At 57.7% G+C, this 12,584-nt stretch carries 13 protein-coding genes; all 13 read left to right on the plus strand.

From position 1 onward, the window contains the following. Positions 1-58: 58 nt before the first annotated feature. Complete coding sequence (gene pyrH / locus HU218_RS11930) at positions 59-778, plus strand: UMP kinase (RefSeq protein WP_174875163.1); 720 nt, start codon at positions 59-61, stop codon at positions 776-778. 75 nt (positions 779-853) lie between these two features. Continuing rightward, a complete protein-coding gene (gene frr, locus HU218_RS11935) occupies positions 854-1,411 on the plus strand; it encodes a ribosome recycling factor (protein ID WP_174875164.1) in 558 nt (185 codons plus the stop codon). 10 nt (positions 1,412-1,421) lie between these two features. Further along, entirely contained in the window at positions 1,422-2,171 is a 750-nt protein-coding gene (gene uppS / locus HU218_RS11940; protein ID WP_174875165.1) for a polyprenyl diphosphate synthase, read from the plus strand. A 3-nt stretch (positions 2,172-2,174) separates the two neighbouring features. Further along, positions 2,175-2,990, plus strand: a complete 816-nt coding sequence (locus HU218_RS11945) for a phosphatidate cytidylyltransferase (protein WP_174875166.1) — start codon at positions 2,175-2,177, stop codon at positions 2,988-2,990. A 23-nt stretch (positions 2,991-3,013) separates the two neighbouring features. Next, entirely contained in the window at positions 3,014-4,192 is a 1,179-nt protein-coding gene (gene ispC / locus HU218_RS11950; protein WP_174875167.1) for a 1-deoxy-D-xylulose-5-phosphate reductoisomerase, read from the plus strand. After that, positions 4,189-5,526 carry an RIP metalloprotease RseP gene (gene rseP, locus HU218_RS11955; RefSeq protein WP_174875168.1) on the plus strand — a complete coding sequence of 446 codons (1,338 nt, stop codon included), beginning with the start codon at positions 4,189-4,191 and terminating at the stop codon, positions 5,524-5,526. Before ispC ends, rseP begins: the two co-directional genes overlap by 4 nt. A 9-nt stretch (positions 5,527-5,535) precedes the next feature. Continuing rightward, entirely contained in the window at positions 5,536-7,830 is a 2,295-nt protein-coding gene (bamA, locus tag HU218_RS11960; protein ID WP_174875169.1) for an outer membrane protein assembly factor BamA, read from the plus strand. 9 nt (positions 7,831-7,839) lie between these two features. Beyond that, positions 7,840-8,334: an OmpH/Skp family outer membrane protein gene (locus tag HU218_RS11965; protein WP_174875170.1), complete on the plus strand. Its 495-nt coding sequence runs from the start codon at positions 7,840-7,842 to the stop codon at positions 8,332-8,334. A gap of 62 nt (positions 8,335-8,396) precedes the next feature. Further along, positions 8,397-9,440, plus strand: coding sequence for a UDP-3-O-(3-hydroxymyristoyl)glucosamine N-acyltransferase (gene lpxD, locus HU218_RS11970; RefSeq protein WP_174875171.1), 1,044 nt, complete (start codon positions 8,397-8,399; stop codon positions 9,438-9,440). Then, a complete protein-coding gene (fabZ, locus tag HU218_RS11975; RefSeq protein ID WP_174875172.1) occupies positions 9,437-9,910 on the plus strand; it encodes a 3-hydroxyacyl-ACP dehydratase FabZ in 474 nt (157 codons plus the stop codon). The genes lpxD and fabZ overlap by 4 nt, the downstream gene beginning before the upstream one ends. A gap of 2 nt (positions 9,911-9,912) precedes the next feature. Next, positions 9,913-10,686, plus strand: coding sequence for an acyl-ACP--UDP-N-acetylglucosamine O-acyltransferase (lpxA, locus tag HU218_RS11980; RefSeq protein WP_174875173.1), 774 nt, complete (start codon positions 9,913-9,915; stop codon positions 10,684-10,686). Between the two features lie 3 nt (positions 10,687-10,689). Next, positions 10,690-11,859: a lipid-A-disaccharide synthase gene (gene lpxB / locus HU218_RS11985; protein ID WP_174875174.1), complete on the plus strand. Its 1,170-nt coding sequence runs from the start codon at positions 10,690-10,692 to the stop codon at positions 11,857-11,859. Then, positions 11,856-12,437 carry a ribonuclease HII gene (gene rnhB / locus HU218_RS11990; RefSeq protein WP_174875178.1) on the plus strand — a complete coding sequence of 194 codons (582 nt, stop codon included), beginning with the start codon at positions 11,856-11,858 and terminating at the stop codon, positions 12,435-12,437. The genes lpxB and rnhB overlap by 4 nt, the downstream gene beginning before the upstream one ends. The last annotated feature ends 147 nt before the right edge of the window (positions 12,438-12,584 follow it).

The raw sequence follows: 12,584 nt of genomic DNA on the forward strand, positions 1-12,584 counted from the left end.
CCTGCAAAACAGGGTGCCGTTTCGCAAACAGAATTCAAACCTATTGCCAGAGGTAATCATGAGCCAAGTTCCCGCTTACAAGCGCATCCTGCTGAAATTGTCCGGCGAAGCCCTGATGGGAGATGACAGCTACGGGATTAATCGCAACACGATCGAGCAGATCGTGGTTCAGATCAAGGAAGTGGTGGATCTGGGCGTGCAGGTCGGCATCGTGATTGGTGGTGGCAACATTTTCCGTGGTGTAGCACCAGCCGCTTCCGGTATGGATCGTGCTACTGCAGATTACATGGGCATGATGGCGACAGTGATGAATGCGCTGGCGCTGAAGGATGCCATGACCAAGGTTGGCCTGATCGCGCGTGTGCAGTCCGCGCTGACCATGCAACAGATTGCCGAGCCATATGTGCGCGGTAAGGCAATGCAGTACCTGGAAGAAGGCAAAGTGGTGATTTTTGCTGCCGGCACCGGTAACCCTTTCTTTACTACTGATACTGCTGCAGCGCTGCGTGGTATGGAGATGAACGTCGATATCATGCTGAAGGCAACCAAGGTCGACGGCGTCTATACCGATGATCCGAAAAAGAACCCGGATGCCGTGCGCTACCAGACCCTGACTTTCGACGAGGCGATTTCGCGTAACTTGAAAGTGATGGATGCAACCGCTTTTGCGCTGTGCCGCGATCAGCACCTGAATATCAAGGTATTCAGCATTTTCAAGCAGGGTGCGCTGACCCGTGTCGTGCTTGGCGAAGACGAAGGCACGCTGGTACACTGCTGATTTAGTGATTCCATAAAGGCGGAAACGGCGTAAAGCCGCTTCCGCCTTGTTTTTCAGAATGCAACGGGAGTAATCATGATCAATGACGTAAAAAAGTCGGCTGAACAGCGCATGCAAAAGTCGCTGGAAACTTTCAAGACCGACCTGACCAAAGTGCGTACCGGCCGTGCCCACACCGGTCTCTTGGATCATGTGATGGTGGATTACTATGGCAGCGATGTGCCGGTAAACCAGGTGGCGAACGTAACCCTGATCGATGCCCGTACCATTGGTGTGCAGCCGTGGGAAAAAAACATGCTGGCCAAGGTGGAGAAGGCTATTCGCGATAGCGATCTGGGTCTGAATCCGTCCTCGATGGGCGAGATCATCCGCGTGCCGATGCCGGCACTGACCGAGGAACGCCGCAAGGACCTGATCAAGGTGGTTCGCGCCGAAGCCGAGGGTGCCCGCGTGTCCATTCGCAATGTGCGTCGCGATTGCAACAACGACCTCAAGAACCTGCTCAAGGACAAGGAAATCACCGAGGACGAAGAGCGTCGTGGTCAGGACGAAGTGCAGAAGTTCACTGACAAGTACATTGCCGAAGTCGACAAGGCGCTGGCAGCCAAAGAAGCCGAATTGATGGCCGTGTAAGGAGCGTTGCGTGTTTGCAAGTTCCACGCAGGGCGTGCCGGAGGTGCAGTCTGTGCCCCGGCACATTGCCATCATCATGGATGGCAATGGTCGTTGGGCCAAAAAACGTTTGCTGCCCCGAGTGGCGGGTCACAAGCGGGGCCTCGATGCGGTACGCGATACGGTCAAGCACTGTATCGATCTCGGCGTCGGCTATCTGACATTGTTTGCCTTTTCCACTGAGAACTGGCGGCGTCCGGCAGATGAAGTCAATTTCCTGATGGAGTTGTTCTTTGTGGCGCTGGAGCGTGAAGTTGAGCGTCTGCATCAGAGCAATATCCGATTGCGAGTTATCGGTTCGCGTGATCGCTTTTCTGCTGCCATCTGCCAGCGTATCGATGCGGCAGAAGCCAAGACGGCGGGCAATAGCGGTCTGGTGCTGACCATCGCGGCAGATTATGGTGGTCGCTGGGACGTGCTGCAGGCGGTAAATCGTCTTCATGCCTCAGGGGTGACGGACATCGACGAGGCCAGCCTTGCGGCCAACCTGTCGATGGCTTATGCGCCAGAGCCTGATTTGTTTATCCGTACCGGTGGCGAGCAGCGCATCAGTAATTTCCTGTTGTGGCAGCTTGCCTATTCCGAGCTCTATTTCACTGATTTGTTATGGCCTGACTTTGGCAAGGATGCGCTGGATGTGGCGCTGGCTTCCTTCCGCAGTCGCGAACGGCGGTTTGGTCGTACCAGTGAACAATTGCCGCAAGCCCATCGCCGAGGCTGATTCATGCTGATAACCCGCGTCATTACGGCGTTGTTACTGTTGCCCATCATGCTGGGCGCTGTGTTCTATTTTCCGGCCCCGCTGTGGGCGGCGTTTTCCTGGCTGGTTGTTGGTCTGGCGTTGCGGGAGTTCTCTCGCATGGCTGCTATCAAAGGTTGGCCGCAGGTGATCTACCTGCTGTTCAGCTCGTTGTTGGCAGCCGGTTTTTGGCAGCTGCCGGTCGCAGGGCAGGGGCAGGTAGCGGATGTTGTGCTTATGCTGGCATTGCCGGTGTGGCTGCTGCTGGCGCCGCTGTGGTTGGCACAGCGCTGGCCATTGCCGCGTGGTGTCAAAGCCATGCTGTTGGGCTGGGTGCTGATGTTTCCGGCTTGGCTTGGCTTTTTGGCCTGGCGGCCGGATGATGCGACAGCCAGCGGTATGCATTTGCTGGCCGTTATGGGTTTGGTGTGGATTGCGGATATTGCCGCCTATTTTGCAGGCAAGGCCTTCGGGCGACGTAAGCTGGCCCCGTCTATTAGTCCTGGCAAGAGCTGGGAGGGTGTGGTCGGCGCCGTGCTGGGCGTGGCGGCGTATGTCTGGTTGGTGCTGCAGCTGGGGTGGCTGCAGCTGGATCTGCCGTTGCCAGGCCTGTTGCTGCTCGCGCTAGGGTTGACCGCCGTGAGTGTGGTCGGTGATTTGCTGGAGTCCTGGTTCAAGCGTAGTGCCGGCATCAAGGACAGTAGCAATCTGTTGCCTGGCCACGGTGGTGTCTATGACCGTATTGACAGCCTGATTGCGGTGCTGGCGGTGTCTGCAGCCTTGCAGCGTCTGTTTGCCTGAGCAATTCTTGCCTTAAGGTTTTCATGAAGCTCCAAAAAATCACGGTTTTGGGATCGACCGGTAGTATCGGCGGCAGTACGCTGGATGTGGTGGCGATGCACCCGGAGCGCTATCAGGTATATGCGCTGGCTGCCAATAGTCAGGTCGATAAGCTGTTCGAGCAATGTCTACGCTTTCGCCCGGAATTCGCTGTGCTGGTGGATGTTGCTGCCGCCTCCCTGTTGCGTAATCGCCTGGCTGAGGTGGGTAGCCGTACCGAAGTGTTGCACGGCGCGGCGGCGCTAGAAGCTGTCGCCACTGCCGATCAGGTCGATATGGTAATGGCGGCAATTGTTGGTGCCGCCGGTTTGCGGCCAACTATCGCTGCGGCATTGGCTGGGAAGCGCATTCTGCTGGCAAACAAAGAGTCGCTGGTTGTGGCCGGTGATTTGTTCATGCAGGCGGTGCGCAATGGCGGTGCCGAGTTGCTGCCGGTGGATAGCGAGCATAATGCGCTGTTCCAGTCGCTACCCGCCGGATTTGATGGTGATCTTGCTGGCGCGGGTATCGAAGAGCTGATTCTGACTGCATCGGGTGGTCCGTTTCGCCAGCATACTCTAGAGCAACTGCAGCAGGTTTCGGCGGAAGATGCCTGCCGGCATCCCAACTGGGTGATGGGGCGCAAGATTTCGGTCGACTCCGCTTCATTGATGAACAAGGGTCTGGAAGTTATCGAGGCGCACTGGCTGTTTGCTACCCCGCCGGAGCGCATCAAGGTGGTGGTTCATCCGCAAAGCGTGATTCATTCCATGGTGCGGTACTGCGATGGTTCGGTGATTGCCCAGTTGGGGACGCCAGACATGCGTACTCCTATTGCATATGCGATGGCTTGGCCGCAGCGTATTGCTGCGCCGGTGGCGCCGCTGGATTTCATGGCCTTGTCGTCGCTGACCTTTGAACAGCCCGATCTGCAGCGTTTCCCATGTCTGCGGTTGGCCTTCGACTGTTTGCATGCTGGTGGGGATGCGTCGGCTGTATTGAATGCGGCCAACGAGGTGGCGGTGGCTGCATTCCTGTCTGGTCGTCTGGCTTTCTTGCAAATTCCCCGATTGATCGAGAGAGCGCTGGAGCAGAGTGACCTGGCATTGAGCCGGGATCTTGATGGCTTGCTGGAGAAAGATGCCATGGTGCGCAATATCGTACAGGGCTGGATTGCCGGATGACGGTGCTGGCATTCCTGTTGGTCATCGGTGTGCTGGTGACCTTTCATGAGTTTGGGCACTTTCTTGCTGCTCGCGCTTGCGGCGTCAAGGTGCTGACCTTTTCCATCGGTTTTGGCCGGAAGTTGTTTTCCTGGCAGCGTGGCGAAACCGAGTGGCGAATTGCGCTGATCCCGCTGGGTGGCTTTGTGCGCATGCTGGATTCGCGCGAAGGCGATGTGCCAGACGGAGATCGTGACCGCGCTTTCGATGCCCGTCCGGTATGGCAACGCATGATTGTGGTGGCGGCTGGTCCGGTGGCCAACCTGTTGTTGGCTGTGTTGCTGTTTTCCTGGACGATGTCGGGCATGCAGACTTCTCAGCAGCCGCTGGTGGGAACTGTGGTTGCCGAAACCGCAGCTGCCGCTGCGGGTTTGCGGGCAGGAGATCGCGTGCTGGCTGTAAATGGTCGCAATGTGCAGGATTGGGGGGAGTTGCGCGGCACACTGGAGGATGTTATTGCCGACGGCGGCAAGCCGCGATTGCTGATCCAGCGGCAGCAGCAACAATTGTCGGTGTCGCTGGATTTGCTGCGCTTCAATTTGCAGACGCTGGATCAGCATACTTTTGCCCGGCTGGGGCTGATGCCGGTTCGATATTTGCCCAAAATTGGCGCGGTGTTGCCGGGTGGCGCGGGCGAGCGTGCCGGCCTGCGGTCTGGTGATGTGTTGCTATCGGTTGATGACAAGCCGGTGGTGAGTTGGGAAGGCTGGGTGCAGTGGGTGCAGAATCACCCGGGCAAGCTTATGCAATTGCGCGTGCTCCGCTCTGGCAAGGAACTGCCTTTGTCATTGCGTCCAGACTCGGTGGAGCTGGATGGACAGCAGCTTGGGCGTATCGGCGTGGCTCCTGTGCTGGACGAAGTATGGCTTAAGCAGTCATTGCAGACTCGCTATGTCGGCGCGAGGGACGCTGTTGTTGCCGCAGTAAAACGTACCGCCGATTTGAGCGCCAGCTCGCTACGGATGATGCTGGCCATGTTCGGTGGAACCGTATCGCTTGATGCGTTAAGCGGTCCGTTAACCATTGCCGAATATGCCGGCAAGAGCGCGGATGCCGGGATCAATGCGTTGCTGGAATTCATGGCGCTGATCAGTGTCAGTCTTGGGGTGTTTAATCTGCTCCCTATACCTGTATTGGATGGTGGACACTTGCTGTATCATGTCGTCGAATTGATTCGGGGGCGGCCGCTCCCGGAACGTGCGTATGAAGTCGGGCAGCGCTTGGGGATGGCATTCATCATGACTGTCATGCTGCTGGCCCTATTCAATGACTTCGCCCGGCTGCTGGCCCAATAGGGAAAACTAATGAATAAACGTTTTATTGCCGCTGCTGTTTCTGCCGTTTTCATGTCGCCGCTTTGGGCTGCCGACAGTTTCGTCATCAAGGATATTCGTGTTGAAGGGTTGCAGCGCACCGAGCCTGGCACCGTCTTCAACTACCTGCCATTGAAGGTAGGTGACAGCTTTACCGAGGATAAAGCCTCCTCAGCGATCAAGGCACTGTTTGCCACCGGTTTTTTCAATGATGTCCGCGTCGAGACTGACCACGATGTAGTCGTGGTGTCGGTGAATGAGCGTCCGGTTATTTCGCGCCTGGATATCAGTGGTGCCAAGGAGTTCAACAAGGATCAGCTGGTCAAGGCACTCAAAGATAACGGACTTGCCGAGTCGCGTATTTTTGATCAGGGCCTGCTGGATCAGGCAATCCAGGAACTGAAACGTCAGTATTTCAGCAAGGGCAAGTATTCGGTTGAAATCGTCCCGCAAATTACCAAACTCGATCGCAACCGGCTGGCGATTACTCTCGATATCGTCGAAGGTGTTACTGCCAAGATCAGCAGTATCCACATTGTTGGTGCGCGCCACTTCAATGAAGCCGACTTGCTGGACGAGTTTTCCCTGACGACCTCCGGTTACATGACCTGGCTGTCCAAGTCCGATCAGTACTCGCGGCAGCAACTTTCGGCCGATCTGGAAAAATTACGCGCCTTCTACCTGAACCAAGGTTTTGCCGAGTTCAATATTGACTCGACCCAGGTTTCCATCAGTGCAGATAAAAAAGAAGTTTACCTGACGATCAATATCACCGAGGGCCTGCAGTACAAAGTGTCCGAGGTGCGCTTGGCCGGTGATCTGAAAGTGCCGGAAGCAGAGCTCAAAAAATTGCTGACGGTTCAGCCAGGGGCACTGTTCAATCGCGAGAAGGTTACCGAGTCGGTTACCGCGCTTTCTGACCGGCTGGGGGCCGAGGGCTATGCCTTTGCCAATGTAAATGTTACTCCCGAGTTCGATAAAGATAAGCAAAACCTAGTGCTGACCTTCTTTGTTGATCCGGGTCGTCTGACCACCGTACGTCGAGTCAGCATTGCCGGTAACTTGCGTACCCGCGACGAGGTGATTCGTCGTGAATTGCGTCAGCTGGAAAGCTCGCAGTACAACGCTGCGGCGATCAAGCGCAGCAAAGAGCGCCTTGAACTGTTGGGCTACTTCGAAACGGTTGATGTCGAAACCCCGCCGGTGGCCGATACGCCTGATCAGGTCGACATGCTGGTAAACGTGAAGGAACGCTCTACCGGCGCGATCCAGGCCGGCATCGGCTATGCGCAGGATGATGGTCTGCAACTGTCGGCATCCGTGTCGCAATCCAACGTATTGGGTTCGGGCAAGTCGGTATCCGTCAACTTCAACCAGGGCAAGTCGTCCAAGGTCTATGCGGTTTCGTTTACTGACCCGTATTACACGCCGGATGGTGTCAGCATCGGCTATGACGTGTACCACCGTATTAGTACTCCGTATAACTCGAACACCTCCAGCTACGATCTGTACAAGAACGCAACGACCGGTGCAATGATGCGTTTCGGGGTGCCGGTTACCGAGTACGATCGCATCAATTTTGGTTTGGGCGCCGAGTTCAGCAACCTCACGCTGAGTAGTGACAGCCCGGAACAGTACCAGGCGTTTGTTGCGGAAAACGGCAGTCGCAACAAGACGCTGCTGAGTACGGCTGGCTGGTCTCGCGATACCCGCGACAGTGCGTTGTGGCCAACCCGTGGCTACAACATGAGCGTCAATGTCAACGTGGGCTTGCCCGGTGGTGATCTGCAGTACTACCGCGTTACGCATAGCGAGAACTGGTTCTGGCCGCTATCAAAGAACGTAACCTTCGCGCTGGGTGGCGATGTGGGTTATGCCAACAGTTATGGCCAGACCAAGACCCTGCCGTTCTTCCAGAATTTCTATGTGGGTGGTTTTGGTTCTGTGCGAGGCTATGACAGTGGCAGTCTGGGGCCGCGAGACTCCAGTGGCGATGCACTGGGCGGGACGCGTAAAGTGAGCGGTTCGGCCGAACTGCTGTTCCCGTTCCCGGGTATGCGCGACAACCGTAGCCTGCGTGCCAGTGTCTTCTTTGATGCCGGTACGGTGTGGGATGACAAGATCAGTTCGACCTCGGCAACGGATGCGCTGCGTTACTCGACCGGCGTCGGGCTGGCATGGCTGTCTCCGATCGGGCCGATGAAGTTCAGCTATGCCTTCCCGCTTGCCAAGAAAGAGGGTGATAACGTGCAACGCTTCCAGTTCCTGCTGGGGCAGACCTTCTAAGGGCGGCGTATGAGACTGAATCCTCTATTCCTAACGGGCCTGCTGGCTGCGCTGCTGTTATCCGGTGGCGCGCAGGCTGCTGATTTGAAAATTGGCTATATCAATACCGAACGCGTTTATCGAGAGGCGGCACCGGCGATTGTTGCGCAGAAAAAGCTGGAGAAAGAGTTTGCTCCGCGCGAGCAGGAGCTGAAACGGTTGGCCGCTCGTGGCAAAGAGCTTGAAGCGTTAATGGCGCGCAATCGTAATAGCGAAGTGGATCAGAAGGCTCAGGAACGGGAGCTAGCTTCGGTCGAGCGCGAATACCAGGCCAAGACCCGCGATTTTCGCGATGATCTGAACCAGCGCCGCAATGAAGAGTTTGCTGCGGTTCAGGAGCGGGCCAATCGCATCATCCGGCAGCTGGCCGAGCGCGAACAGTTCGATCTGATATTGCAGGATGCGGTGTATGTCAGCCCCAAACTCGATATCACGCCAAGAGTGCTCAAGGAGCTGGAGAAGTAAGCTTCAGCAGCCAGGAAAACCCGAAGCCGACAGCCTGTCGGCTTCATTGTTGATGACATCTGATGAAACTTTCCCAAATTGTCGCCGTGCTGGGCGGCGAGCTGCGTGGCGAAGATCGCGAGATTAGCCGTCTTGCGCCAATGGGCGAAGCGGCAGCGCAAGAGATTACCTTTCTTGCCAATCCGAAATTCCGCAGTCAGCTGGCGAGCTGTCAGGCTGGTGCCATTATCGTCAAGCCGGCACTGGCTGATGAGGCGCAGAAAGAAGATCGCAGCCTGATCCTGATTGCCGATCCGTACCTTTATTTTGCCAAAGTTGCCACGTTGTTCAACCCGCCGGCAAAGGCACGTGCCGGAGTGCATGCCAGTGCCGTTATCGGTGACGGGGCCCGTATTGCCGCCAGCGCCGAAGTGCGCGAACTGGTCAGTGTTGGCCGCAATGTGGTGATCGGAGAGCGCTGCATTCTGCATCCGGGTGTGGTGCTTGGTGATGACGTAGAGTTGGGTGACGACGTGGTGTTGTACCCGAATGTCACTGTCTATCACGGTTGCCGCTTGGGTAACCGCGTTGGCGTGCATAGCGGCACGGTGATCGGTGCCGATGGCTTCGGTCTGGCCTGGGCTGGCGACAGCTGGTACAAAATTCCGCAAACCGGTCGTGTCATCATTGAGGACGATGTCGAGATCGGTGCCAACACCACCATTGATCGTGGAGCGTTGACCGACACCATCATTCGCAAGGATGCCAAAATCGACAACCTGGTGCAGGTGGCGCATAACGTGGAGATCGGTGCACATACCGCCATTGCCGGTTGTGCCGGTATTGCCGGTAGTACCAAGATCGGCGCCAATTGCACTATCGGCGGCGCTGCGATGATGGTTGGCCACATAGAGATTGCCGATCATACCCACATTGGCGGCGGCACGCTGGTATCCAAATCCATTCGTAACGCCGACAATTACGCGTCGTCGTTCCCGCTTTCCACCTATAAAGACTGGCTGACAAATGCCTCGCACTTGCGGCACCTGGATCAGCTGGTCACCCGTGTCAAACAACTTGAAAAAGCACTGAAAGAAGTGCAACAGAACAAGGACGTACAAGCATGACCGACGCAGTTAACAACACCGACAACGCCGCAGTACACATCGACGTGCGCGAGATCATGAGCTATCTGCCGCACCGTTATCCGTTCCTGCTGGTGGACCGTGTTACCGAATTCGTGGCAGATACCCGCATCAAGGCGCTGAAAAATGTCACCATTAACGAGCCGTTCTTCATGGGCCACTTCGAGCAATATCCGGTAATGCCGGGCGTGCTGATCATCGAAGCGCTGGCACAGGCGGCAGGTATCCTGGCGATCAAGAGCCAGGGCCAGCGTGCCGAGAATGAGCTGTATTTTTTTGTCGGCATCGACAATGCCCGTTTCAAGCGCCAGGTGGTGCCGGGTGACCAGCTGGTATTCGAAGTGGAAACCATCACCGTCAAGCGCGGCATCGGCAAGTACAGCGCCCGTGCACTGGTGGATGGCCAGGTGGCTTGCGAAGCCGAAATCATGTGTGCCAAGCGCGAGGTGTAAGCATGGCAATCCATCCTACCGCCATTATCGCGGAAGGCGCCAAGATCGCGCCGGATGTGGAAATCGGTGCCTACAGCATTATCGGGGCCAATGTCAGCATCGACAGCGGCACCTGGATCGGCCCGCATGTGGTAATCGAAGGGCATACCAGCATCGGCAAGAACAACCGCATCTTCCAGTTCTGCTCGCTGGGTGCGGTGCCGCAGGATAAAAAATATGCCGGCGAACCGACCCGACTGGAAATCGGCGATGGCAATACCATCCGCGAATTCTGCACCTTCAATATCGGTACTGCGCAGGACGTGGGTGTTACCCGCATGGGCAACAATAACTGGATCATGGCCTATGTGCATCTGGGCCATGATTGCCAGGTCGGTAACAACACCATCTTCGCCAATAACGCGACCCTCGGCGGGCACGTACATATCGGTGACTGGGTCATCCTGGGTGGCTTTACCAGCGTGCACCAGTTCTGCCATATCGGCGCCCATGCCATGACGGCTTTCTCCAGTGCCGTGGCGCAGGATGTGCCGCCGTACGTGATGGCGCACGGCAACCGCGCGGTGCCCAGCGGCATCAACGCCGAGGGACTGAAGCGTCGCGGCTTCTCGCCGGAGCAGATCCGCAATATCCGCAATGCCTACAAGTCGCTGTACCGCAAAGGGCTGTCTTTTGACGATGCCAAGGCGGAAATCACCGCTGCGGCAGCAGGTAATGCCGAACTTGATTTGTTCGTGCAATTTTTCGAGACAGCCAACCGCGGCATTATCCGTTAATCCATGACTGCAAAGCTGTTTACCCGCCCGGGTGCCCTCAAGGTGGCCATGGTCGCCGGCGAGGCCTCGGGCGATCTGTTGGGTGCGCATCTGATGGACGCGCTGCGCCATGCCCATCCGCTGGTCGAGTTTGCCGGCATTGGCGGGCCGCGCATGGTGGCGCGTGGTTTTCATAGCCAGGTACCGCAGGAAAAACTGGCGGTGCGCGGCTATCTGGAAGTGCTGAAAAGCCTGCCAGCGTTGCTGCGTATCCGTCGGAATTTGCGCAAGACGCTAATAGCCGAACGGCCGGACGTGTTTGTCGGCATCGATGCGCCGGACTTCAATCTCGGCTTGGAGAAAAGCCTGCGCAAGGCCGGGCTGCGAACCGTGCATTATGTCAGTCCATCGGTGTGGGCCTGGCGGCCGGAGCGGGTAAGCAAGATTGGTGAGTCTGCCGATCTGGTGCTGTGCCTGTTCCCGATGGAAAAGCCGCTGTACGACGCTGCCGGGGTGCATGCGACCTATATCGGCCACCCGCTGGCAGGCGAAATCCCGTTTACCCCGGATCGTGATGCCATGCGCGAGCAACTGGGGCTGCGCAAGCAGGGGCCGGTGTTTGCCCTGTTGCCGGGTAGCCGCCGCAGCGAGCTGGATTTCATGGGCGGGTTGTATATCGAGGTGGCTCGCAAGCTGCTGCAGGAGTATCCGGACGCCGAATTCCTGGTGCCACTGGCCACGCGGCCAACCCTTGATCAGTTCGATCAGCTGCTTAGCCGCCACAAGGCGTGGGATCTGCCGATCCGCAAGCTGATTGGCCATGCGCAGATGGCGATGATCGCGGCTGACGTGGTGCTGGTGACCAGTGGCACCGCCACGCTGGAAGTGGCGCTGACCAAGCGGCCGATGGTGATCAGTTACAAGCTGTCGTGGCTGACCTACCAGCTGGTCAAGCGCAAGCTCAAGTTGCCGTATGTCGGCTTGCCCAATGTGCTGGCCGGGCGTTTCGTGGTGCCGGAATTGCTGCAGAAGGATGCTACGGTAGAGAAGTTGGCCGCGGCAGTCAGCAAGCTGTATCAGGACCAGGATAGCCGGCAGGAAATCATCACCACCTTCGAGCGCCTGCACGAGGAACTGAAGCAGGACTCCGCCAAGTTGGCCGCACGCGCGGTATTGCGGGTGGCGCGGTGCTGATCTGCGGCGTGGACGAAGCCGGCCGCGGCCCGCTGGTCGGCGCCGTTTACACTGCGGCAGTGATTCTGGACCCGGTGCAGCCGATTGCCGGGCTGGCCGACTCCAAGGTGCTGAGCGAAGCGAAGCGCGAGGCGCTGGCACTGGAGATTCGCGCCAAGGCGCTGGCGTGGTTCATCGCCCGGGCCGATGCCGACGAGATCGATCAGCGCAATATCTTCCAGGCCACCATGCTGGCGATGGTGCGCGCGGTAGACGGATTGGCGATTGTGCCGGACAAGGTGCTGATCGACGGCAACAAGATACCCAAGACGCTGCGTTTGCCGGCCGAGGCCATCGTCAAGGGCGATGCCAAGGTGGCGGAAATCTCGGCGGCATCGATTCTGGCCAAGACCGCGCGCGACGCCGAAATGATCGCGCTGGACCGGCAATATCCGCAGTACGGTTTCGCCCGCCACAAGGGCTACCCGACGCCCGAGCATCTGGCGGCCATCGTGGCTCACGGCGTATTGCCACAACATCGACGCAGCTTTGCGCCGGTGCGGGCGCAACTGGCGGCCCAGCAGGGTAGCCTGTTCTAAACGCACGCACGCTCGCCGATCCGGCGCAAGCCAACCCACTTATGCGCAAATCCAGTTTCCCGCCGGTCGTGAATCCGGCAACCCGGCTGCTGATTCTCGGCTCACTGCCGGGCGAGGCCTCGTTGCAGGCCGGGCAATACTATGCCC

Origin of the sequence: Vogesella oryzae, from assembly GCF_902829295.1 — a bacterium.
In the GTDB taxonomy this organism is placed as follows: domain Bacteria; phylum Pseudomonadota; class Gammaproteobacteria; order Burkholderiales; family Chromobacteriaceae; genus Vogesella; species Vogesella oryzae.

Bases quoted from the DNA above. Each gene is read 5' to 3' on its own strand.
- pyrH (WP_174875163.1), top strand. From the start codon at position 59: ATGAGCCAAGTTCCCGCTTACAAGCGCATCCTGCTGAAATTGTCCGGC.
- frr (WP_174875164.1), top strand. From the start codon at position 854: ATGATCAATGACGTAAAAAAGTCGGCTGAACAGCGCATGCAAAAGTCG.
- HU218_RS11945 (WP_174875166.1), top strand. From the start codon at position 2,175: ATGCTGATAACCCGCGTCATTACGGCGTTGTTACTGTTGCCCATCATG.
- ispC (WP_174875167.1), top strand. From the start codon at position 3,014: ATGAAGCTCCAAAAAATCACGGTTTTGGGATCGACCGGTAGTATCGGC.
- rseP (WP_174875168.1), top strand. From the start codon at position 4,189: ATGACGGTGCTGGCATTCCTGTTGGTCATCGGTGTGCTGGTGACCTTT.
- bamA (WP_174875169.1), top strand. From the start codon at position 5,536: ATGAATAAACGTTTTATTGCCGCTGCTGTTTCTGCCGTTTTCATGTCG.
- HU218_RS11965 (WP_174875170.1), top strand. From the start codon at position 7,840: ATGAGACTGAATCCTCTATTCCTAACGGGCCTGCTGGCTGCGCTGCTG.
- lpxD (WP_174875171.1), top strand. From the start codon at position 8,397: ATGAAACTTTCCCAAATTGTCGCCGTGCTGGGCGGCGAGCTGCGTGGC.
- fabZ (WP_174875172.1), top strand. From the start codon at position 9,437: ATGACCGACGCAGTTAACAACACCGACAACGCCGCAGTACACATCGAC.
- lpxA (WP_174875173.1), top strand. From the start codon at position 9,913: ATGGCAATCCATCCTACCGCCATTATCGCGGAAGGCGCCAAGATCGCG.
- lpxB (WP_174875174.1), top strand. From the start codon at position 10,690: ATGACTGCAAAGCTGTTTACCCGCCCGGGTGCCCTCAAGGTGGCCATG.